Source organism: Chitinophagaceae bacterium (genome assembly GCA_016699815.1).
In the GTDB taxonomy this organism is placed as follows: Bacteria; Bacteroidota; Bacteroidia; order Chitinophagales; family Chitinophagaceae; genus Ferruginibacter.
Map to the genome: position 1 here is coordinate 193,614 of CP065012.1, position 23,810 is coordinate 217,423.

Below are 23,810 nucleotides of genomic sequence, written 5' to 3' on the forward strand. Positions count from 1 at the left end.
TTAATCAATAACTAATTCAGTGGTTTATGGGCAGGCAAGTGTATTCATAGCACGGAGATAAAAAGAAAAGCAAAGCTACATTATATTAAGACTTAAAAACTGCTTTTTGCACAGATTTAATATAATGTTAATAACAAATTCTATAAAAAGACGGTATTGTACTGTAAAAAGTGCACTGAACTGTAATAAACCCTGCATTTTTAGTGAAAAATTTGGCATAAAAGCAGTTGGCAGGCCAAAATTGCTCCTTGCATTTCTATTTTACCATAGAAAAAATATATGCATATAGTTTATTTGCCCATTTTGCATATTCTTTTTCGCTTGGGTGTAAGCCATCTGCTGCAACAAATTCAGGCCTGGAAGCATCGGCTCTTTGAGCATTTGTAATATTTATAAATTTGCAGCCTGCATTTTCAGTAATTTGTTTGCAGGTTTTATTGTAGTCATCTACTTCATAGGAAATTTTTTTAGTGTCTTTTTCTTTTGCAAATGGGGTTGTGCCCCAGTCGGGTATGCTGAGCACTATTACCTGCCCTGGTTTATTGCCACAGAGACCAATTGCCATTTGAATTAAATCGGTAAATTCCTGCTGATAATTTTCTACGCTTCTTCCCCTGTATTGATTATTTACACCAATTAACAAGGTTACCCAATCATAGTTTTTTAAAAAATGGGTTTGTTCCATTTGGGATAAAAGTTCATTGGTTGTCCAGCCTGTTTTGGCAATAATTTCCGGGGCCAAAAAATCAATGGCAGACTTACGCAATAATTGTATAAGCTGGTAGGGAAAGCTTTCGTACAACGAAACCTGCTCACCGATTGTATAGCTATCGCCTAAGGCTAAATAGGTAAATTGCATTTTTTACTTTTTCAATAGCTAAAATACATATTTATAAATTAGGATGGCCGATAGTAAATGGGCATCACCTTATCTTTGCGGCAATATTTAAGCAGTAACATTTTACCCTGCTCAAAAATGATATATTGTACAAGGGTGCGACGCCAATGAAGCAGAAGAATGTGATGGTGCCGGGCCAAAAAAAAAATTAAATATAAAAATTATAAAAAGATGGCAGCCAAAACAGACAATTTTAATAGCCCTGATTATTTTAATGTAGATGAACTGCTTACCGAAGAGCATAAACTGGTACGGGAAAGCGTACGCAATTACGTTAAAAAAGAAATTTCGCCCATTATTGAAGATTATGCACAGCGTGCAGAATTTCCGCAGCAAATTGTAAAGCAAATGGGTGAACTGGGTGTGTTTGGCCCCACAATTCCCGAGCAATATGGCGGCGGAGGGCTGGATTATATTAGTTACGGGCTTATGATGCAGGAGTTGGAGCGTGGCGATAGTGGTGTGCGTTCTACAGCAAGTGTGCAGGGCAGTTTGGTGATGTTTCCTATTTATCAATACGGCAGCGAAGAGCAGCGCAACAAATATTTACCCAAACTGGCAAGTGGCGAATGGCTGGGTTGCTTTGGGTTAACGGAGCCCAACCATGGCAGCGATCCGAGCAGTATGCTCACCAATATTAAAGATGCCGGCGATCATGTAATTTTAAATGGCGCCAAAATGTGGATTAGCAATGCCCCTTTTAGCCAGGTAGCCGTAGTGTGGGCAAAAGATGAAGCAGGCGATATAAGAGGCCTGGTTGTAGAAAGAGGTATGGAAGGTTTTAGTACGCCCACTACACATGGCAAATGGAGCCTGCGTGCAAGCGCAACAGGTGAGCTGGTTTTTGATAATGTAAAAGTGCCTAAAGAAAATATTTTTCCCAATGTAAAAGGTTTAAAAGGGCCGCTGGGTTGCTTAACAAAAGCCCGCTACGGCATTGCATGGGGCGCTGTGGGTGCGGCAATGGATTGCTACCATATTGCTTTGGAATATAGCAAGGAGCGCATACAATTTGGAAAACCCATTGGCGGGTTTCAATTGCAGCAAAAAAAACTGGCCGAAATGGTTACTGAAATTACCAAGGCACAATTACTCAACTGGCGATTGGGTGTGTTGATGAACGAAGGAAAAGTAACGCCGCAACAAGTGAGCATGGCTAAAAGAAATGCCTGCGAAATTGCCACCAACATTTGCAGGGATGCCCGCCAAATGCTGGGCGGAATGGGCATTACTGGCGAATACCCGGTGATGCGCCACATGATGAATCTGGAGAGTGTGATTACTTACGAAGGCACACACGATATTCATTTGCTGATAACGGGGATGGATGTAACGGGGATGAATGCGTTTAAGTAATTGACAATGTATAATGAATGATGTATAATGAAGGATGCCTAAATGTTACTTTATGAAAGAAGGAAATTTGATTGAGGTTAAGAGTTTTGAATTTGCGGTAAGAATTGTGCGGCTTTATAAATATTTGATAGAAAGTATGAGGGAATTTGTATTGAGTAAGCAGGTATTAAGATCTGGTACTTCAATTGGTGCTAAAGGAAACACAAGAAACAGGATATTGGCTAAGGCTTATGAAAGAATCAGATTTTCTTACCTTGGCTGTGTTCAATAGCATACATCCAAATCTCATTGAAATTATTAAAATACGCACATCAATTTTTAAAACCAGCAGAAACAAAATATCAGAAATTCAATAACAACACCTATAAAAAATTATACATTATACATTCTCAATAATATATTTTATGAACATTTCAGTTATCGGCGCCGGCACCATGGGAAACGGCATTGCACATGTATTTGCCCAAGCAGGTTTTAAAGTGAACCTTATTGATGTAAATGAGGTGCAAATGCAAAAAGCATTAACAACCATTGACAAAAATTTAGACAGGCAGATTGCAAAAGGAAGTTTAACTGCGGAACAAAAAACTGCAACACTTGCTAATATCACTACAGTAAATTCAATTGCTGATGGTGTAAAAAATGCAGGCTTAGTTATAGAAGCAGCCACAGAAAATACTGAGTTGAAATTGCAAATTTTTAAAAAAATAGATGAACATGCGCCGCAGGAATGCATACTGGCAACCAATACATCATCAATTTCAATTACTAAAATTGCGGCCGTTACAAAAAGGCCCGGATTAGTAATAGGAATGCATTTTATGAACCCGGTACCTGTAATGAAGCTGGTGGAGATTATTAACGGCTATGCCACTACAAAAGAAGTGAGTGATATAATTGCTGGCCTAAGTAAGCAACTGGGCAAAATACCCTGTGTGGTAAACGATTACCCCGGCTTTATTGCAAACAGAATTTTAATGCCGATGATTAACGAAGCCATTTACAGCTTATACGAAGGCGTAGCTGGTGTGGAAGAAATTGATACCGTGATGAAGTTGGGAATGGCACACCCAATGGGGCCATTACAGTTAGCAGATTTTATTGGCCTGGATGTATGCTATAGTATTTTAAAAGTATTGCAGGAAGGTTTTGGCAACCCAAAATATGCACCCTGCCCATTATTGGTAAATATGGTACTGGCTGGTAAACTGGGTGCAAAAAGCGGCGAAGGTTTTTATAAATATAAAGCCGGAAGTAAAGAGTGGGTAGTGAGCGAAAGTTTTAAAAAGTAGGCTTACCTATTTTAACTAATTTTCCCTGGTTTTAAACGGGCTAAATATATAAACTTGCAGCATTACTTTAATATTTCTAATTTTTGTGTAGTAAAAATTGTATAGTCAACTCATGTTCACGGTAAATTAGCTAAAAATGTTGCTTTTATAAAGTTTTCATTTCCTTCTAAAACCTGTAATCAGGCTACTTGCGTAATTTTCCCATCACTTTTTTAGGGTACTTACGCTTTAATTTGGGGTGATTTATAATTTTTTATCTTATTTCAGCGTTATAAAATCGTATTCTTACTAATCCAAAAAATAATACATTTGCTTAACTTATTATGAAACAAGAAAATTCAGATCCTATTCAGGTAATTATTGCCGATGACCATGTATTGTACAGGGCCGGTGTAAAAACGGCGCTCAGTACTAAAAAAGACTTAAAAATTATTGCAGAAGCCGATAATGGAATGCACCTGCTTACGCTTTTAAAAACAACAGTTGCCGACGTTATTTTATTGGATATTGAAATGCCCATAATGACGGGAATTAATGTGTTGCCCGAAATTAAAAAACTGTATCCCGGCATTAAAATTATTATGCTTACCATGATGGATAACCACAGTATGGTAACTCAATTGATGGAACTGGGCGCCAACAGCTATTTAACCAAAGACAGTGATAGTGAAGTGATTTATGAAGCAATAAAAACCTGTATGGAACAGGAATATTTTTTTAACGATATAACCAATAAAGCGCTCTTAACAAACTTAAAGCAAAAAAATAATGCTCCCCCGCCGCATTTAGCCGCTGCCGAAGTAGTGCTCAATGAAAAGGAAACCACTATTTTACGCCTCATGTGCGAAGAAAAAAGCACCAAAGAAATTGCAGATATCGTTGACTTGAGCCCAAGGACGGTAGAATCCATACGGGATAAACTAAAAGTAAAAACCGGCGCTAAAAGTACGGCAGGTTTAATAATGTACGCCGTTAAGCATAAAATAATTGAGGAAATGTAACCCCATTTTTATCCAAACAAATCCCCGTTTTAAATGGGGATTTTTAGTGTAGCTCATGACGTATTATAATTACAATGGAGTTTTATTTGAAGAAAACACGCCGGTAGCGGGTGTAAATAGCAGGGCGCTACGCTATGGCGATGGGCTATTTGAAACTATAAAATACAGTGAGGGCGAACTTTTGCTGGAGCATGAGCATTTTGCCAGGCTATGGAAAGGGATGAAAAAAATGTATTTTGACATACCCAAACATTTTACCCCGGATAAATTAAAAGAAGAAATTTCAAAAACCCTTCAAAAAAATAAGCATATCGGTGCCAGGATACGTATGGCCATTTTACGGGGCGATGGCGGAATGTTTGATCCCAAAAGCCATGTACCGGAATATTTAATTCAAAGCTGGCAATTGCCGCCGCATATTGAAATGCTCAACAGCATTGGCCTTAACCTTTGTGTTTACAAAGCTGCTTATAAAGCCTGCGACAGTTATTGTAACATTAAGCACAATAATTACCTGCCTTATTGCATGGCTGCCCTTTATGCAAAAGAAAAGCATTGTGCCGATGCGCTGTTGCTTAACGACAAAGGGAGGATTGCCGATAGCAGTATTGCCAATGTGTACCTTATTAAAGGAGAAAATATTATTACCCCTGCATTAGCCGAAGGCTGCATAGAAGGTGTAATGAGAAATTTTCTTATGAAAAAACTTCCGGGCCTGGGGTTTTCTATAAAGGAGGGCGAAGTTACCGAAGAAATGCTGCTGCAGGCCGATGAAGTATTTTTGAGCAATTCAATTTTTAATATAAGATGGGTAGGCCAGGTAGGCCACAAGTATTTTACTCCAAATAAAGTAATAGAAATTGTAGATGCGCTGCACCTTGCATTTCCTAAAATTTTTCATAGGGATTAAACAAATAAATCACCGGTATTTACAGCAGTGCCTGTTGTTTCGGCAAATACCTGCATGAGTTTTACTACGGCTTTTTTGCCTTCTTCACCCAAGTAACTGGTAAAGTGGTTTACATAAAGCTCTATATGTTTACGCATAACTGCTTCGCTCATTTCTTGTGCATTAATAGTAACATAACCCGATAACTGCGGATAGGCCGCAAAAGACAACGCAATACTTTTTTGTATAAGGGCTTCTGTTTGTTTTTGAATTTCTGCAGGAAGTTTTTTATCTATTACAATGCCGCCAAGAGGAATGGCAGTGCCAATGGTTTTTTCCCAATAATCGCCCAGGTCAATTATTTTAGTTAACCCTTTTGCCACGTAAGTAAAGCGGTTTTCATGAATAATTACGCCAAGGCCATTGCCTTGCAAAACAAAATTTTCTATCTCATCATACCGCATAAACTCTTTATGCTTTGCTTCAGGAAAAGCCAAAGAAAATAAAAGATGTGCCGTGGTATTTTTCCCCGGTATGGCAATTCTATGATTGGCCACATCATTTACCGAAATATTATTTAACGCAATTAGCAATGGCCCTACCCCACTACCTAATGCGCTGCCGCTATTCAATAATTTATATTTACTGGCTACCAATGGCAGTACGCCGTAACTCAGTTTGGTAACTGGTAGTTTGCCCAGCAAGGCCCAATTGTTTAGGGTTTGCACATCTTCCAATACGGGTTCAAAATGTAAATTTCCCGTATCCATTTTTTTATTGACCAGTGCATCAAATATAAAAGTATCATTGGGGCAGGGTGAAAACCCGATTTTTAAAATAATCTTTTCTCTCATTAATACTATACAATTTTTAAAATATCTTCCAGGCTATTACAAAGGTTATCTATTGCTTCTTCCATCTTCCATTTTGATTTATCTCTTTCGCCCACATAATTGCTGATGCCCCTTATTTGTAAAAATGGTATTTCTTTTTGCAGGCATACATAGTGAAATGCAGCGCCTTCCATTGTTTCCAAATGGGCATTATATTTTTGCCGTACCAACTGATTATAGTTTTTTTCAGAAATAATTAAATTTATTGTTGCTGCATTTACTTTTTGCAGTGATAATAATTGGAGTATGGGATGGTAGTTTTCTAAATAACCATTTTTATAGGGAAAATCATTTTCGCCGGCAAGGCCCATTTCAAAAACGGATGATAAAGTACCATTGTGTAATAACCCCAAATCTGCAAAACAATCTTTTGCCACTGCAACCGTTTGGCCCAATTGTAAATTACCAGTAAAACTTCCGGCAATACCCGCCTGTATCACTATATCATAAGCTGCATTTATTTTTTGGCTTAGTGCAAATGCAGTATTGGTGGCGCCTACACCATGTATAAATATTTCTGCTCCACTGTTTTTTTTAACAAACGGAAAAATTTCTAATTCGGTTGCAGCGGTTACCAGTACTTTCATAAGGCAAATTTCGGCTAACACAGTTATATTGTGCTTAACTTTGTAAAATTAGTTTATAAAAGGGTGGAAAATTATGGAACAAATTGCCGTTTTTAGAAAAGAAAGTTTTAATGCAGCGCACCGGCTGTACAACCCTGTATGGAGCAATGAAGAAAACAATAAAGTTTTTGGCAAATGCAGCAACCCCAATTACCACGGGCACAATTACGAACTTATTGTAAAATTAGTAGGTACCGTGAACCCCAAAACAGGTTTTGTAATGGACATGAAGGAACTTAGCGATATTATACAAAGAGAAATAATTGAACGCTTCGACCATAAAAACCTAAATGTAGAATGCGTGGAGTTTAGAAATGTAAATCCTACGGCAGAAAATATTGCCATAGCTATATATAACCTGCTTCGGCCGCATATCCTTGCTTCGCTTCAAATTTCTGTTCGCCTATATGAAACCCCACGCAATTTTGTACAATACCCTGCTTAAAAAAATATTATGGCTTATAAAAAAACAGAGCATTACGATAGCCGTTCTACGGCTGCACTGGCAAAAGCATACCGAACAATAATAGCCGCATTGGGCGAAGACCCCAACCGGGAAGGTTTACAAAAAACCCCGGAGCGCATTGCAAAAGCCATGCAATATAATACGCAGGGTTATGCTATAGATGCAAAAGCAATTTTGGAATCTGCAAAATTTCATGAAGATGTAAGTGAAATGATTGTGGTAAAAGATATTGAACTATACAGTATGTGTGAACACCATTTGCTACCGTTTTTTGGCAAGGCTCATGTTGCCTACATCCCAAATGGTTATATTACCGGGCTAAGTAAAATTGCCCGTGTGGTAGATGTTTACAGCCGCCGCCTGCAGGTGCAGGAAAGGTTAACAACACAAATTTTGGAAGCCATCAAAACTTCTTTAAACCCATTGGGCGTTGCAGTAGTAATAGAAGCTTCTCATTTATGTATGATGATGAGGGGCGTGCAAAAACAAAATTCGGTTACTACAACTTCTGCATTTTTTGGGCAGTTTGAAAAAAATGAAACCCGTAGTGAATTTATGAAACTTATTAGTACCACGTTACATTAAAAGTAAAACTTCATGCCCGAAGTAATGATACAATTCCATGAGCCGCAAAAAGGGGCTTTTATACTTTTGGAAAATAAGGAAAAACAGGGGGAAATGGAATTTGCAATTTCTCCAGGGAACATTGATGGAACAAACCGTATGCCCCGGTTAATTATTCACCATACCGAAGTAAATCCAGAAAACGAAGGTAAAGGCTATGCCAAACTTATGTTTCAAAAAATGATTGCTTATGCAAGGGAAAATAATTTGAATGTTGTTCCACTTTGCCCTTATGTGCTTGCACAGCTAAAGCGTAACACTGAAAATTTCAAAGATATTTGGGTTGCCTGATTGCACATTTAAGAAAGTTGGCTGATTTATTTCTTTTCCGTTACGTTAAGGGTTAACTCGTCTAAAATTGGTTTTTCCAAACTTTGCATTTGTGGGTTTGATGTGCCAAACAAATCAAAAACTATTATTTCGTTTTGTCCTTTTTTTAACCAGCATCCGGGCAAAAACATGGTTTGGGTAGGTCCAATGTTCCAAAACCTTCCTAAACAATGGCCATTAACCCATACCAAACCTTTGTTCCATTTACGCATATCCAAATAAGTATCGGCATCGGCAGATGCAGTAAATGAACCTTTGTAAAATGAAGCTGCATTTGCATTTTGTGGGGAAAGCGCTTGCCATTGAACCGGAATATTTTTTTCTCCAAGCGTAATTGGATAATTATTCCAGCCCGATAATACCTTTTGGGTTTGCCCGTTATCTAAAATTACTTTACCATGAATGCCTTTACGGTCGTGAATATAGCGGCCGTAGTTTATCCTTCCTGTAGCTTCTACCAGTATTTCCAACAATGCTGCTTTTTCTCTTTGAGGGATTTCAATAGTGGAATCAGCTTTTATTCTATCTAAAGTGCCTATAAAAACTTTGTTGACATATACCAATGCATAGTCGTTTACATTTTTAAACCGCAATTTTGCTTTATTTCCTGCTTGTAATTTTGTTTGATAAAGTACTGCACCATAGGCCTGGTCCAGGTCTTCCATAAGCATTAACGTATCGTTTTGAACCGGTTTTGGAAGGTTTTTCCACAGAGGCGCTATTTGCGAAAACTGAAAATTTGAAATTTGTTGTGCAGGAAATGGCGCAGGAATATTGGGGATACTTTCGCCTTGCTGTAAATAATTAGAAAGCAGATTTCTAATGCTATGGAATTTTTCTGTTGCCTGGCCAGATTCATTTATGGGTGCATCGTAATCATAACTACTGGTTTGCGGAATAAAAGGCGGCGCATTGGCTCCATTGTATGTGCCAAATGTGGTGCCGCCGTGCGCCATATAAATACTGAAAGATGCTTTATGGTCGAGCATATATTTTAAATCTTTCAATACATTTTCAGATGAACCTTTGTGGTGAGGCTTGCCCCAACTGTCGAACCAGCCGGGATAATATTCGCTGCAAAACAACGGCCCTTTGGGTTCTACAGCACGTAAAGCTTTAAAACCACCTGCAGGGTCATCTCCAAAATTTACCGCTGCAAAAATATCGGGGCGCACATCATTCACCAATTGCCATGGACCATCGCAGGTAAACAAAGGAATGCTAAAGCCGGCTTCCAAAATATAATCTCTAATGATGCCGATGTAATCTTTATCTTTTCCGTAACTGCCGTATTCATTTTCAACCTGTACCATTAAAATATTTCCGCCATTGGTAATTTGCATAGGCACTAATTGCTTCCCCACTTCAAGCAAATATCTGCGGCAGGCATCAAGGTAGGGTTTATATTGTGTACGAATGGCCATATTTTTGTCTTTCAGCAACCACCAGGGCAGGCCGCCAAAATCCCACTCGGCACAGGAGTAAGGCCCGGGGCGAAGGATAACATACAAGCCTTCCTGTTGTGCAATTTTGCAAAACTCTGCCACATTTGCCTGGCCGCTCCAATCAAAAACTCCGGGTTGCTTTTCGGTAAAATTCCAAAACAAGTAGGCACATACGGTATTTAAACCCATGGCTTTTATCATTTGCAAACGGTGCCGCCAGTATTCTTTGGGGATGCGTGCATAATGCATTTCGCCACACCGGATAATATAAGGTTTGCCATTTAATAAAAAACTGGAATCACCTATGGTAAATGCTTGTTTATTGTTTTGGGCAAGAGAATTGAAACCCAAAAACATTGCAGCAATGAGAATAATTATCCGCTGTTTCATATTTTTAAGAATATTGAAATTATAAATTTAAAATTACCTGTGCAAAATGCTAAAAAAAGAAATACATTTTTTTGTATTTACCTAATAAAAGTAAAAACAAAAAACTATTTCAGCCAATCATTTTTTATAATAAAATTATTTTGCAGGTAAACCCGTTGTATTTAATGTTCATGGCCTTCCTCACCGGTATTATTAAGTTTTGCCATTACAAAAAATGCGCCTTTTACCACTATTTTGGCATCTTTGTGTATTTCTTTTAACAAAGTAATTTGGGTATACCCTACTTCTGAAGCGCCTTTTACAACAGGTATCATTTCAAAACTGCTGCTGCTTTCTCTATGATTTGTTTTGCTACTATCTGCTTCGTTTTTACTAATAGGATGTTGATGATCCACAGCCATAAAAATAAAATCCTGGCCCTGGAAGGTTACAATTCCTTCGGATGGAATAGCAGGTACATGGGCTTTTGTGAGGCTGATGATTGCGGTAACATTCATACCGTCTATTAATCCGTTTTTATTGCCTAAAACTTTTGCGTGAACAGCTATTGCTTTACTTTCTCCTTCAAAAGATGAGCCCAAAGAAAATATTTGAGCATCGTATTCTTTCCCCGGATTATTGGTAAGGGTAAAATGGATTATTTGATTTTCTTTTAATTGTGTAAGGTCCTTTTCATAAACAGATAAATCGAGGTGCAACTGGCTGTTGTCCACTATTTCCGCAACGGCTGTACTCACATCTACAAAGCTGCCCATTTTTACAGACACATTGCTCACTACTCCACTAATGGGACTTTTAATGGCCAATACCGAAATGAGTTTGCCCCTGGAAAGCCCTGAAGGATTAATACCCATTAATTGAATTTGCTGTGCCAATGTAGCTTTAAGGTTTCTAAGGGTTCTTAACTCTGTTTCTGCCGATTGTAAATTTTTTAAAGAACCTGCATTGCCTGCATTAAGTTCTTTTTGGCGTTTTACTTCAAGTTCAGCCAATTGTATTTTTGCGCTAACACTTAGATATTCACTTTGTGCTTGTATAAATTCCGGGTTGCCAATTGTGGCAATGGTTTGCCCTTTTGCCACTTTGCTGCCGGGCTGTACCAGCAACGATTTTACAACACCGCTGTACACAGAGTTTACACTGGCTTTATTTTGGTTCGGTACCCTTAAAGTTCCACTGGCTTTTAATGATGTGGTGAGTTCTTTATTTTCAATGCTCCCAATTTCCACGCCAATAGCTTTCATTTGCTCCCGGGTAAGTGATGTTGTGCCTGGTTTTACAGGCTCGTCAATATGCGCTTCTTCCTTTCCTGATTCATCCTGGGCTTCATTGTTTTGCCTGCAGGATGCAAAAAACATAAGTATGGAAAAACTGAACAGTACTATATAAAATGGTTTCATCTCCTAAATTTTATTTGTTGATATAATAGTTATACTGAATTACGGATTGGTTATATGCGTTTAAACTTTCCAGATAATTTTTTTGTATTTCAATAGCCTGGGCTAGAAATTGAGATAAATCGGCAAAGCTAATTTCACCTGACCTGTAAGCAAGTGAAGCTGCCTTAATGATTTCATTTGCCTGCCTTAAACCCGGATTTTCGTAAAAGGAAAGCAGGCTGAGGTTTTTTTCTACTTCCTGTTGCAATTGTTTTTCCTGGAAAAAGAGAACCTGGCTTTCGAATTCGTATTGCTTTTGCTGAAATGCCATTTCTGCATTAGCTACTTTTACTTTGTTTTGAGCAGCCTTAACAGCAAATAATGGGAAAGCTGCTGTAAAGGAAAACCCGCTGAACGGGTTTTTTGCGCCCCATAATTTCTGCGAAAAAAACCTGCCGGAAAATTCGGGCCTGTTTTCATTTTTTGCCACAGTTATCCCGGCATTGGCAATTGCAATGTTCTGCGCTTGCTGTGCCAAAACCGGGTGTATGCTGCTCTCGGATATTGAAAGAAATTCAATTTTTTCTAAAGGTAATTGCAGGGGCAATATTAATTCGTCTACGTGCAGCAATAGTTTTAATTCCTGTTGCTGTATAAGCATTTCCTTATCCAACTGTTGCAAAAGGGCTTGCAATTCTTTCATTTTTACATTGGCCGAAATACTGTCTAAGCCGGGACTGTTGCCGGTTTTAACTTTAAGTATAGCGGCAACCCTTAGCGAGGTATAAATACTATCCAGGCGCCAAAACAATTGTTGCTTATCCTGCAAAAACCATAGCTGGTAATAGGCTTTGTGCACCAATTTTTTTATATCTGCTTCTATAACCGCATTGCCAAGCTGGTAATAATTTAGCTGTTGCTGGTAAAGGTTTTTTTGTGCTTTATACAGGCCCGGCCATGATACAGATTGTGAAACACCTATTTTTAATATCCCTGTTTTATCGCCTGGTTGAAAATCTTCGTTCTCTGCAAAAAAACCTGTTTTAGGCAACATATTTGCCGTTTTAATTTGCGCCCTGTTTTTATTGAGCTGAAGGTTATTTATTTCGTACCTGCTATTTTTTTTGGCCATTATCATTGCTTCATCTTTGCTAACTCTTTTGCTAGGTTGCTGTTGTGCCTGAAGCGAATTTGCAAACAACATTAATAAGGCAGTTGTACTAATTGCAGTAGCAGATTTCAAATTAATTTTGCTTTTACCGGAGAACATTAAGTAAAGCAAAGGCAATACCACAAGTGTAAGAAATGTAGCCGACAACAAACCGCCAATTACAACAGTAGCCAGCGGTTTTTGAACTTCTGCTCCTGCCCCAGTTGAAAAAGCCATAGGAATAAAACCAAGGGAAGCAACAGTAGCCGTCATGAGTACAGGGCGAAGGCGGGATTTTGTTCCTTCAATTACTCTTTGCAAAATATCCTTAATACCATCTTTTTCCAATTGGTTAAAAGTGCTGATTAATACAATGCCATTTAAAACCGCTACGCCAAAAAGGGCAATAAACCCTACGCCTGCCGAAATACTAAAAGGCATACCTCTCAATAATAATGCAAATACACCTCCAATGGCGCTCATGGGAATTGCGGTAAAAATCAACAAAGTTTCTTTTACAGAACTAAAAGTGAAAAATAATAATATAAAAATTAAAGCCAATGCAACCGGAAAAGCAATTTGTAACCTTGCTGATGCTTCCCTTAAGTTTTCAAAAGTGCCGCCGTAGGAAAAATAATAACCAGTAGGCAATAATTTTGCTTTAGTTAATTTATCCTGAATTTCTTTTACTACACTTGAAACATCCCTGTTTTTTACATTAAAACCTATCACTACTCTTCTCTTGCCTTCTTCCCTGCTTATTTGAGCAGGCCCTTCCTGGAAACGGATATTGGCCACCTGCGAAAGCGGAACCTGGTTGTTATCGTTGGTGGCAATAAATAAATTGCTTACATCATCAATCGATGTTCTGCTGGCGCTGTCTAATCTTACCACCAAATCAAATTTTCTTTCATTCTCATAAATTACGCCTGCGGCTTCTCCGGCAAATGCGGTGCTTATAGTGTGATTGATATCTTCAATATTCAATCCGTAACCTGCAATCTTTGCCCTGTCGTATTGAACGGTAATTTGAGGGAGCCCGTTTGTTTTTTCAACCTGTGGTTCCGAAATTCCTTTTACCGAATGAATGATTTTGGCAACTTTTGGAGCCAACTGTGCCAGCGTATCTGTATTTTCTCCAAATATTTTTACGGCAACATCCTGCCTTACACCGGTCATGAGTTCGTTGAAGCGCATTTGTATGGGTTGCGATGCTTCAAAAAATACTCCAGGGATTACTTCAAGCTTTTCCAGCATTAATGCTGCCAGTTTGTTATAATCATTGGTTGTTTTCCATTCGTTTTTGGGCTTTAATACTACTATGAGGTCTGATGCTTCAGGTGGCATTGGGTCTGTAGGTACTTCGGCGCTTCCCGTTTTGCCTACAAGCATTTTTACTTCGGGAAAAGATTTTATTATGCGGCTGGCCTGCATAGATGTTTCTACACTTTGAGTTAATGATGTTCCCTGCGGAAGGATGCAGTGAAAAGCATAGTCGCCTTCCTGCAATTGGGGAATAAATTCACCACCCATCCTGGAAAAGATTAATGCGGCAATGGCTAATAAAATAATAGCAAATGATACAACGATGTATTTCATTTTCAATGACCAATGTAGTAATGGCAGGTACATTTTTTGAATATATGCCATCACTTTGTCAGAAATATTATTCTTTTGTATTGGTTTTTTAGATAAGAACAATGCAGACATCATGGGAATGTAAGTAAGAGAAAGTATTAATGCCCCAATAATAGCAAAACTCACCGTTTGCGCCATTGGCCTGAACATTTTACCTTCAATACCTTGCAGCGAAAGAATAGGCAGATAAACGATGAGAATGATTATTTGGCCAAAAACAGCAGCATTCATCATTTTTTTGGCGCTGCCTTCTACTGCTGCATCCATTTGCTGCTGTGTGTATTTACCAGAAATATTTTTAATGGCTAAGTAATGTAAGGTAGCTTCCACTACAATAACGGCTCCATCTACTATAAGCCCAAAATCAATAGCGCCAAGGCTCATAAGGTTTGCACTTACGCCAAAAAGCCGCATCATGCCCAATGCAAAAAGCATGGAAAGCGGAATTGCAGACGCTACAATCAATCCTGCCCGGAGGTTGCCCAGGAAAATGATCAATACAAAAATTACAATTAATGCAGCTTCCAGCAGGTTTGTTTTTACGGTATTAATAGCACGGCTTACCAGGTTAGTACGGTCAAGGAAGGGTTCAATTTCCACGTCATCCGGCAATATTTTTTTAATATTTTCAATTTTAGCCTTTACATTTTTAATTACTTCGTCGCTGTTTGCCCCTTTTAGCATCATCACCATTCCTCCCACTACTTCCTTTTCTCCGTTATAAGTTACCGAGCCATATCTAACCGCATGGCCAAAATTAACTTCGGCAACATCTCTTATCAATACGGGAATATTGTTTACCTTTTTTATGGTAGTATTGTTGATGTCATCCATGGAACCCATGAGGCCAATACCCCGTATAAAATAGGCGTTGGGTTTTTTATCAATATATGCGCCGCCGGTATTTTCATTATTTTTTTGCAGCGCCAAAAAAATTTCGGCAATAGTGGTATTCATGGCTTTTAGCCTATTGGGGTTTACAGAAACCTCGTATTGCTTTAGCAGGCCGCCGAAGCTGTTTACTTCAGCAACTCCCGGTGTGCCGTAAAGTTGCCGGGTTACTATCCAGTCCTGCATGGTGCGTAAATCCATTGCAGAGTATTTTTGCTCCGCTCCTTTTTTGGGATGAATAACGTACTGATAAATTTCGCCTAAGCCCGTACTAACCGGCGCCAGCTCAGGTGTACCAAAGCTTTTAGGGATTTTATCTTCGGCCTCTTTTAATTTTTCGTTGATTAACTGACGGGCAAAATAAATGTTCACATCGTCGTTAAATACAACGGTAATTACCGAAAGGCCAAACCTGGAAATGGAACGCAATTCTTCCAGGCCTGGAAGGTTGGCAAGGCTTTGTTCTATAGGATAGGTTACGAGTTGCTCCGTTTCCTGTGCGGCAAGTGTTGGGGTAATAGTAATCACCTGCACCTGGTTATTGGTAATATCCGGCACGGCATCTACCGGAATTTTATTTGCACTCCAAATCCCCCAAATGATGAGCGCAATGGTCATTAACCCAATAATGAGCTTTTGCCGGATACTAAATTGAATAATTTTATTGAGCATATTTCTTTTTCTAATTGATGGCCGATCTTTTAATTTCCACAGCTACCTGTAGCTTATTGGATTTTATATACTTGCTAAAGTTGTTCGGTTAATATTTTTTGGATACTTTTCCTTTTCTGAAAACGAAAATTGAAATTTGTGTGCATTATTTATAAATGCAGCACATTAAACTGGGAGAAACCAATTAAGATAACCTGGGAGGTTGCCAGATAGCAGGAGAAATACTTGACTTAATACTAAAATTAATTAGTGGGTATTTATTAAAGCGCCAGTTAAACTTATGCGCCTGAAATTTGAAAAATGTTGCAGGAACAATTGAAACAGCACAACAGGAACAGGAGCAAAAAGGGGAACAGGCTTCAACGCCGTGGTTGTGGTTTTGATGGTCTGCTGAGGAAGATATTTTTTGCTCCGGATAGCTATTACATTCCATGCTGTCGCCACAGGGCATGCAGGAAATAAAGAGCATAAAGAAACTAAATAAGAGAAAAAATATTTTCACGCCGTAAAGATAAATATAAAATCAGGGTTTTAATAATGGAAGATTGCCACAAGGTTGCAATACTTTTAAACCATTACTTTTCTTTCATTTTGCCATTTTTGAAGCGTTCACTTGCCGTTTGGTAATAAGAGATGGTTTGGGTAGCTAATTCCTTGTTTTGGGTTTTTAGTTCCGTTAATTTATTCTCTTTTGCTGAATAGATAAATTGCTTTACTCTTTTTCGGTCATCCAATTGGGTGAAAATATTATTACTGAGCATTCCCAAAGTCCTGTAGTTACCAATAAAAGCCTTCTCATTTCCGGGCTTTAGCTGGTTTAAGTCTTCGCCGTAAAAAGAACTATTATAGTTCCAGTTTAAATAACCAAATAAAGTGGGCATAAGATCAATTTGAGAAGCCAGGGTTTTGATAAATTGTGGAGGAACAGGAAGGTTGTAAATAAGAGCAGGTATATGGTGCTTGTCAATATTTATTTCCCATTTGCCGGCACTGCTTGCACAATGATCTGCTACAATTACAAATACAGTATTATTAAACCAGGGTTGCGTTTTTGCACGGGCAATATATTTACCCAAAGCATAGTCGGTGTATTTAACTGCTGCATTTCTTGTACCCTGTACTAAATCAATTTTTTCTGAAGGAAATGTATAGGGTTTATGATTAGAAGTTGTCATGATAAACTGAAAAAAAGATTTCCCGCTTTTATGGCAGCTATCCGCATATTTTAATGATTGATTATAAGCATCTTCATCACTAATGCCCCAGGCGTTTTCAAAACTTACTTCATTGTTGGGTATATTATACCGGTGTGTGGGTAGTTTTTCGGTAAGTGGGTTGTTGCGGTTTCTGTCAACAATAGTAAAACCCTGGCCGCTAAAAAAATTATTCATATTATCAAAGTAGCCATCGCCACCATAGATAAAATAAAGCTGGTAATTTTTTTGCTTTAGCACCGTGGCTATAGAAAAGAGCCCTTTGTTTGCGGGCCTCCTCACAATGCTATTTCCGGGTGTTGGCGGAACACAAAGTGTGAGTGCTTCCATGCCCCTTACCGTTCTTGTGCCTGTTGCATACATATTGGTAAAAAACAAGCTACTGTTTTCAAGGCTGTCAAAATTAGGTGTAAGCTGATTTTTATTGCCAAAATATTTTAAAAAATCTGCGCTAAAACTTTCTATAGTAATAAGAATAATATTGGGATTGTAAGCATTTGATCCAACTGTATTTCGGGTAATATTATTCCACTCTAATGAAGTGTAGTTTTGATTTTTTTGTAAAATTCCTTTTTTAATTCTAGCATAGGCAACGCTATCATTTATGGTAGGATAAAAATTTTTATAATCCAGTTCGTTGGCCCTAAAGGCTGCAAAAAAAGAAAAAACGCCGTTCTTGCCAATTTCATTTAGCGCAAGGTTATTACCGGTTTCTGCCTGCTTGTTTTCTAAAAAAAGTAATAGCAAAAAATTTATTGCCAGTAAAGGGATTGTATAAGCAGCCCGTAACCGTAAAGGGGTTTTGTCAGAAAAAGTATTGTTAAAAATTCTGAATTTTTTAAAAGCAATTAAGGTGAATACAATTAAAATCAATAAAATAAAAATGATTAATGGAATGGGATAAGACTGGTTGATGTTTTCTAATACTTCATAAGTGTAAACCAGATAATCCACAGCTATAAAATTAAACCTTACGCCAAACTCGTCCCAAAACGGGAATTCGGCGGCTATACTAAAAAAAATAATAAAGAGCGCTAAAGCCAGGTAGCTAAAGTTGAAAACCCTATCAAATAATGAACCTATCCATTTTTTGGGAAGCAGCAATAAATATAAAGCATATAAAAAAAGGAAACATAAGCCTGCAGTAAAGTCAAAAGCAAAACCCAAACAAAATGACTTAAGAATTTGCAGGAAGTTGAAATCTATATTTTTAAAAAACCAAATAAAATAAATAACCCTTAGAAAAAAAGACAAAAATAGATACAGGCCAAGCGTTGCAAATAATGCCGAAAAACGTCCGGAGAATAATTTACTTAGGATTTGGGCATTGTTAGTGTTTTTGATGAATACTTTCATTTACTTAAAAATTGCCCATCAAATTAGAGATTATTTGTGAAAGGGAAAAGATTAATTTTATGGTTATTTCAAATTTGATTTGTATTCTATTTTTTTGAATTAAACTATAACCCACTAAGGGGCAGGCAAAATCACCTGATGCCTAAAAAAAAATCCACCAAAAAGTTGGAATAAAATGCCATCCGGCGGAGAGAGAGGGATTCGAACCCCCGGATCCCGACACAGTGTCGGGATCAACGGTTTTCAATTCCTTTTAAATAGTGAAGTACAATATTCTTTTCGCTATTAATTACAGCTACCAGGCTTTTTAATGGATATTTTTTATAGCGTTTTTCGGCGCTTAGCGCTTCTTTTTTTGTGGTAAAGGATATTATACAAACCAGTTTCCATGGCATTTTTTTTGAGGTATACTTACTCAAACCATTATTATGGAAAATTAGCCGAAGCGAAGGGTTTTCAGAGTATCCTTTGTAATAGCTGCTGTCAACATCGCTTTGCAATATGTAAACATAAAATACCATTAAAATAGTTTGAAATAAAAACCCCAAAATCATTACGATTTCGGGTTTCTTAAATTGTTTTAAAATGCCATCCAGCGGAGAGAGAGGGATTCGAACCCCCGGATCCCGACACAGTGTCGGGATCAACGGTTTTCAATTCCTTTTAAATAGTGAGGTACAATATTCTTTTCGCTATTAATTACAGCTACCAGGCTTTTTAATGGATATTTTTTATAGCGTTTTTCGGCGCTTAACGCTTCTTTTTTGTGGTAAAAGATATTATACAAACCAGTTTCCATGGCATTTTTTTTGAGGTATACTTACTCAAACCATTATTATGGAAAATTAGCCGAAGCGAAGGGTTTTCAGAGTATCCTTTGTAATAGCTGCTGTCAACATCGCTTTGCAATATGTAAACATAAAATGCCATTAAAATAGTTTGAAATAAAAAACCCAAAATCATTACGATTTCGGGTTTCTTAAATTGTTTTAAAATGCCATCCAGCGGAGAGAGAGGGATTCGAACCCCCGGATCCCGACACAGTGTCGGGATCAACGGTTTTCAATTCCTTTTAAATAGTGAGGTACAATATTCTTTTCGCTATTAATTACAGCTACCAGGCTTTTTAATGGATATTTTTTATAGCGTTTTTCGGCGCTTAGCGCTTCTTTTTTTGTGGTAAAAGATATTATACAAACCAGTTTCCATGGCATTTTTTTTGAGGTATACTTACTCAAACCATTATTATGGAAAATTAGCCGAAGCGAAGGGTTTTCAGAGTATCCTTTGTAATAGCTGCTGTCAACATCGCTTTGCAATATGTAAACATAAAATGCCATTAAAATAGTTTGAAATAAAAAACCCAAAATCATTACGATTTCGGGTTTCTTAAATTGTTTTAAAATGCCATCCAGCGGAGAGAGAGGGATTCGAACCCCCGGAGGCTTTCACCTCAACGGTTTTCAAGACCGCCGCATTCGACCGCTCTGCCATCTCTCCGCCGCAAAAGTAAGGTTTGAAAGTTTTTCTACAAAACCTTTTTCATTTTCTGTTATAAAAATATTATTCTTTCTGTAAATATATGGCCCGTTGCCTCATCTCTTATATGTAATAGATAAATTCCGGGCTGTATGGTATTGGTTCGTTTAATTTGCAGTTGGTTGCCCGCTGCAGCCGTATATTTCTGTTCTGTAACCATGCGGCCTGTGGCATCAAAGCATTTAATGGCATAACTGCGGTTTTCTTTTATATTAAAGCTAATATTGATAAAATCTTTGGCTGGGTTGGGGTATACAAATATTTCCCTTTGCTGCTCAGTGGCCAGTGATACTATGTTACTATAGCTAAACCTGCCATCTAAATCTACCATTTTAAGGCGGTAAAAATTCCTTCCTGCAAGCGGCGATTTATCTTTAAAAGTGTAACTCAATAGCTGGTTGGAGTTGCCAATTGCAGCAACCCTTCCTACGGGCTGGTAAGCACCAATTGAATTTTTTCTTTCAATAATAAAATGCAACAGGTTTGTTTCCGAAAGCGTTTTCCAATATAAATTATTTATGCTGCTTTCTCTTCTTCCGGTAAATGATGCCAGCTTTAATGGTAGTATCATATAGCAATCTCCTACAAGGTTATACGTGTAGGTACGTTCAATACACCCATTGTTTATAGAAAGGTAGCAAACATAAATTCCAGTATCACCAATCATCACCTGGGGAATATTAATATGGTTGGCAATACCTAAAAAAGTACTGTCTATTGCATCAATAGTTTGTTTTTTATACCATCGGTAAGATGCGCCATAAATATAATCCACAGATAAAGTTGTAGGCTCCATCAGGCAGTTATTATTAGCCACAATTCCATTTAAAGCAAGTGGTAAAATACTGCCATCTCCAAGTGAAGCATTACCGCAGGCATCTACAACTCTTAGCCTTATTAATGAATACATATTGCCATTATTGATGGTAAACACAGGGCTTGCCTGCGGTGCCGTAATTATTGAAGGTATAGATGGAGTACTGCCTATTATTTCATACATAAATGGCCCAATACCATTATGTACTTGTGCCGAAATACTAAAACCTCCAATATCGCATTGAAAAGCCTGGCCGTTTGCCAGCGATGGGAATTGATAGGGATGAATGTTTACCGTATCAAAATAACTCCAGCCACAGAGGTTTTCACTGCTTCTGATAATATAAGTACCAGGTTCAAGGTCTGTGAATTCTACCTGTACTCCATTATTGCTTGTTGGTAAAATACCCGGCCAAAAATAGGTGCCGTTTCGGGCAATAATGGTACTACTGATGGATCCCATATTGGTAATTATAGAACCATGTATATCTCCAGAGCCATTTACCCATGATGCACCCGGGCATTTATTTTGTACGGTATAACTCCTGCTAAATTGCCCAAATGGTGCGGCCATTAATAATGTATCTGCTCCACCACAATTATCCGATACCACAATGGTATACATTAAACTATCCGGTAAGCCGGGGATACTGTCAATATAGGCACTACTGCTATTGTAGGTTGCAGTAAATAATGTAGTATGATCGGGGTTATATATTACTAAATGATAAGGCATGGTGGTTCCTGTAAAACTTAATTGAAAATTAGCATATCCCAAAGCACATGATTTGGAAGGGTAACCGGTTATTTCAATGGGTTGTTTAGGCTGGTAAAAGCATTTTTTTACAATGCTATCAAAGCAGGCATCTTTTACCGTTATACAATAATTACCATAAGTCAAATTGGCAAATACACCAGTAGTGTTGCAGGACATTAACACATTGGATGCATTATACAGGCAAAATGTAGGGTTGGTATAATTTTGAAGGTTGGTTACCCTTGCTGTAAAACGTGTACAGGTAAAATTGCTTGTATTTATTTCCCAATCTAATAAAGGCACAAGTTGATCTACACTTATGCAAGAGCGGAACAATGTATCGGGGCAATTATTTCTTACAGTTACACAATACTGGCCATAAGATAACCCGGTAAAAATGCCACTGGAGTCGCATGCAATAAGGCTATCTAAAGAATTATAGAGGCAATACTCTCCTACGCCATTGCTGCTAAATGCCGTTAAAGTAAAACTGTTACAAGTACGGTCTCTTACATCAAGAGCTAGGTCGTTGGTAATAACCGGTGCAGGAATGTTTTCGCAAACCGTTAATGTTGTATCCCGGCATTCATCATGCATGGTTACGCAATAATTACCAATAGGTATGCTGTCAAAAATTCCTGTTGCATTGCAGGTAATTAAAGTACCTACGCTATCATAAAGGCAAAATAAAGGGTTGTACACCGAATCGCCATTTACCGTAAGCGTTACCATATTACAAGTTAAATAATGTGTGGTAAAACCACCCAGTGTTGGCATAGGCTGTATGGCTTCAAAGCAACGTGTAATTGTGGTATCGGTACATGAATCTTTTATTTTGATACAATAATTTCCATACGGTAAGTCAGCAAAAACTCCAGTATTGTTGCAGGCCAGCAATGAGTCTGCAGGAGTATAGATACAATACTGGGGGTTATATATATTTAACTGGCCGGTAATAGTTGCCGTAAATGTAGAGCAGGCCAGGTTACTGATATCTACTGCCTGGTCAACAGACGATAATGGTGGCGAAGCAGTAAAGCACCTGATAAGGGTAGAATCAGTACATGAATCATAGGCCTGTATGCAATAAGTGCCATAGGGCAATAAATCAAATACGCCTGTGCTGTTGCAGCTTAGTAAATTATTGGCTGTATCATAAAGGCAAAAATTTGCGCCAAAAAAATTAACGATATTGGTTACCGAAGCAGTAAATGTACCACAGGTAAAATTGCTTAATGCTACTTGTTGCCCCAGGCTTGGATAAGAATTAAGATGAACCGTACCGTTTTTAATAATTCCACAATTGTCTTTTACAACAATATCAAAGGTACCGTCGGGAGGTAGTGTAAAGGTAAAATATGGAGTTGTTTGCCAGGTAGTATCTCCTGGAGCCAATACAACACCATAAGTAAAATTTTGGAGTTCGCCAGTTATATTATTGTTGCCCAAAATATCCCTTACGAGAATGTAGCCTGTTACTTCGGTGCATGAAGTCCGGGTAAAGGGATAGGCTTCAATCCACCACTCATAATTATTGATGGTAATTTGCCGGGTTTGAATACCTCCACAGGAATCTCTTAGTTCAATAGTGTAATTACCTGCAATAAGGTTGGTAAAATTACCAGTACTGTTAGTAGTGCCTACACCCATTGGAGAAGGGGCAACTATTGAAAATGAAAAAGGCGCCCGGCCATTGGCAATACTATCTAAAAAAATTGCCCCATTTGCTGCATTATCGCAGGTTACATCTTTTTTCCTGATGCTAAAGCGTGGATCGAGGTATGAGCCCGGAACAACAACACGTAAAATAGAATCGGTACAGTTGGTATTAATATCGGTTACATAAACGGTATAAGTACCGGCTGGCAAACCTGTAATTGAATCGGTGGTAGTATAGTTGGTATTAATAGTTCCGGAAACCTTGTACTTATAATCACCGCTGCCTCCCATCGCCCTTATTTTTATTGAGCCTGTAGCAGCACATCTCGATTCAAATGGCTTGCAGAAGGCTTGCAAAAGGGAGCAATCCTGGCTTAATGCGGTATTCCACAAAAAACCAAAACACAACATTGCAAGCAGTTGTTTGTAGAGTTTGTTCATAGTAGCTAATTGGATGAAACAAATAATTGCTTTCGGTTAGCATAAAAAGCAGGGGTAAATTGCCTATTATACGATATGCTAACGGTAG

The 23,810-nt window shown here is 38.1% G+C and carries 20 protein-coding genes, 1 tRNA gene and 1 pseudogene; 8 read left to right on the top strand and 14 right to left on the bottom strand.

Going from position 1 to position 23,810, the window contains the following annotated elements; translation table 11 throughout:
* Positions 1-256 precede the first annotated feature (256 nt).
* Positions 257-859: an SGNH/GDSL hydrolase family protein gene (locus IPO46_00870; GenBank protein ID QQS63205.1), complete on the bottom strand. Its 603-nt coding sequence runs from the start codon at positions 857-859 to the stop codon at positions 257-259.
* A 210-nt stretch (positions 860-1,069) separates the two neighbouring features.
* Here IPO46_00870 and IPO46_00875 point away from each other — a divergent pair, with 210 nt between their 5' ends.
* From IPO46_00875 to IPO46_00895, 5 genes and pseudogenes are all read left to right on the top strand, one after another.
* A complete protein-coding gene (locus tag IPO46_00875) occupies positions 1,070-2,254 on the top strand; it encodes an acyl-CoA dehydrogenase family protein (protein QQS63206.1) in 1,185 nt (394 codons plus the stop codon).
* A gap of 52 nt (positions 2,255-2,306) precedes the next feature.
* Positions 2,307-2,610: pseudogene (locus tag IPO46_00880) on the top strand (four helix bundle protein).
* 48 nt (positions 2,611-2,658) lie between these two features.
* Positions 2,659-3,546, top strand: a complete 888-nt coding sequence (locus IPO46_00885; protein QQS63207.1) for a 3-hydroxybutyryl-CoA dehydrogenase — start codon at positions 2,659-2,661, stop codon at positions 3,544-3,546.
* A gap of 323 nt (positions 3,547-3,869) precedes the next feature.
* Positions 3,870-4,547, top strand: coding sequence for a response regulator transcription factor (locus IPO46_00890; GenBank protein QQS63208.1), 678 nt, complete (start codon positions 3,870-3,872; stop codon positions 4,545-4,547).
* 55 nt (positions 4,548-4,602) lie between these two features.
* On the top strand, positions 4,603-5,457 hold the full coding sequence (locus IPO46_00895) for an aminotransferase class IV (protein QQS63209.1): 855 nt from the start codon (positions 4,603-4,605) through the stop codon (positions 5,455-5,457).
* Here the strand turns inward: IPO46_00895 and IPO46_00900 are convergent.
* Together IPO46_00900 and IPO46_00905 are read right to left on the bottom strand one after the other, a co-directional pair.
* Positions 5,454-6,278, bottom strand: a complete 825-nt coding sequence (locus IPO46_00900) for a 1,4-dihydroxy-6-naphthoate synthase (protein ID QQS64277.1) — start codon at positions 6,276-6,278, stop codon at positions 5,454-5,456. The two genes, IPO46_00895 and IPO46_00900, sit on opposite strands and share 4 nt — an antisense overlap.
* A 17-nt stretch (positions 6,279-6,295) precedes the next feature.
* The gene (locus IPO46_00905; GenBank protein QQS63210.1) at positions 6,296-6,916 is read right to left on the bottom strand and encodes a futalosine hydrolase; all 621 of its coding nucleotides are present in this window, start codon (positions 6,914-6,916) and stop codon (positions 6,296-6,298) included.
* A gap of 73 nt (positions 6,917-6,989) precedes the next feature.
* Between IPO46_00905 and IPO46_00910 the strand changes: the two genes are divergently transcribed.
* From IPO46_00910 to IPO46_00920, 3 genes are read left to right on the top strand one after another with little or no spacing between them, the layout of a single operon-like run.
* The gene (locus IPO46_00910) at positions 6,990-7,400 is read left to right on the top strand and encodes a 6-carboxytetrahydropterin synthase (protein ID QQS63211.1); all 411 of its coding nucleotides are present in this window, start codon (positions 6,990-6,992) and stop codon (positions 7,398-7,400) included.
* A gap of 9 nt (positions 7,401-7,409) precedes the next feature.
* On the top strand, positions 7,410-8,006 hold the full coding sequence (gene folE / locus IPO46_00915; protein QQS63212.1) for a GTP cyclohydrolase I FolE: 597 nt from the start codon (positions 7,410-7,412) through the stop codon (positions 8,004-8,006).
* A gap of 12 nt (positions 8,007-8,018) precedes the next feature.
* On the top strand, positions 8,019-8,336 hold the full coding sequence (locus IPO46_00920) for an N-acetyltransferase (GenBank protein ID QQS63213.1): 318 nt from the start codon (positions 8,019-8,021) through the stop codon (positions 8,334-8,336).
* Between the two features lie 26 nt (positions 8,337-8,362).
* On the opposite strand, the gene IPO46_00925 is transcribed toward IPO46_00920, so the two are convergent.
* The 11 genes from IPO46_00925 to IPO46_00975 form a co-directional block, all read right to left on the bottom strand.
* On the bottom strand, positions 8,363-10,210 hold the full coding sequence (locus tag IPO46_00925; protein ID QQS63214.1) for a beta-galactosidase: 1,848 nt from the start codon (positions 10,208-10,210) through the stop codon (positions 8,363-8,365).
* Between the two features lie 161 nt (positions 10,211-10,371).
* Positions 10,372-11,610: an efflux RND transporter periplasmic adaptor subunit gene (locus IPO46_00930; GenBank protein ID QQS63215.1), complete on the bottom strand. Its 1,239-nt coding sequence runs from the start codon at positions 11,608-11,610 to the stop codon at positions 10,372-10,374.
* A gap of 10 nt (positions 11,611-11,620) precedes the next feature.
* Positions 11,621-15,940 (bottom strand): CusA/CzcA family heavy metal efflux RND transporter, encoded by a 4,320-nt coding sequence (locus IPO46_00935; protein ID QQS63216.1) that lies wholly within the window; start codon positions 15,938-15,940, stop codon positions 11,621-11,623.
* A 184-nt stretch (positions 15,941-16,124) separates the two neighbouring features.
* Entirely contained in the window at positions 16,125-16,409 is a 285-nt protein-coding gene (locus IPO46_00940; GenBank protein ID QQS63217.1) for a hypothetical protein, read from the bottom strand.
* A gap of 106 nt (positions 16,410-16,515) precedes the next feature.
* Complete coding sequence (locus IPO46_00945; GenBank protein QQS63218.1) at positions 16,516-18,510, bottom strand: LTA synthase family protein; 1,995 nt, start codon at positions 18,508-18,510, stop codon at positions 16,516-16,518.
* A 233-nt stretch (positions 18,511-18,743) separates the two neighbouring features.
* On the bottom strand, positions 18,744-19,031 hold the full coding sequence (locus tag IPO46_00950) for a GIY-YIG nuclease family protein (protein QQS63219.1): 288 nt from the start codon (positions 19,029-19,031) through the stop codon (positions 18,744-18,746).
* 122 nt (positions 19,032-19,153) lie between these two features.
* Positions 19,154-19,309 carry a hypothetical protein gene (locus IPO46_00955; protein QQS64430.1) on the bottom strand — a complete coding sequence of 52 codons (156 nt, stop codon included), beginning with the start codon at positions 19,307-19,309 and terminating at the stop codon, positions 19,154-19,156.
* Positions 19,261-19,440: a GIY-YIG nuclease family protein gene (locus IPO46_00960; GenBank protein ID QQS63220.1), complete on the bottom strand. Its 180-nt coding sequence runs from the start codon at positions 19,438-19,440 to the stop codon at positions 19,261-19,263. Before IPO46_00960 ends, IPO46_00955 begins: the two co-directional genes overlap by 49 nt.
* A gap of 122 nt (positions 19,441-19,562) precedes the next feature.
* Complete coding sequence (locus tag IPO46_00965) at positions 19,563-19,850, bottom strand: GIY-YIG nuclease family protein (GenBank protein QQS63221.1); 288 nt, start codon at positions 19,848-19,850, stop codon at positions 19,563-19,565.
* A 75-nt stretch (positions 19,851-19,925) separates the two neighbouring features.
* Positions 19,926-20,010 (bottom strand) — tRNA-Ser (locus IPO46_00970).
* 52 nt (positions 20,011-20,062) lie between these two features.
* Complete coding sequence (locus tag IPO46_00975; GenBank protein ID QQS63222.1) at positions 20,063-23,722, bottom strand: T9SS type A sorting domain-containing protein; 3,660 nt, start codon at positions 23,720-23,722, stop codon at positions 20,063-20,065.
* Positions 23,723-23,810: the final 88 nt, after the last annotated feature.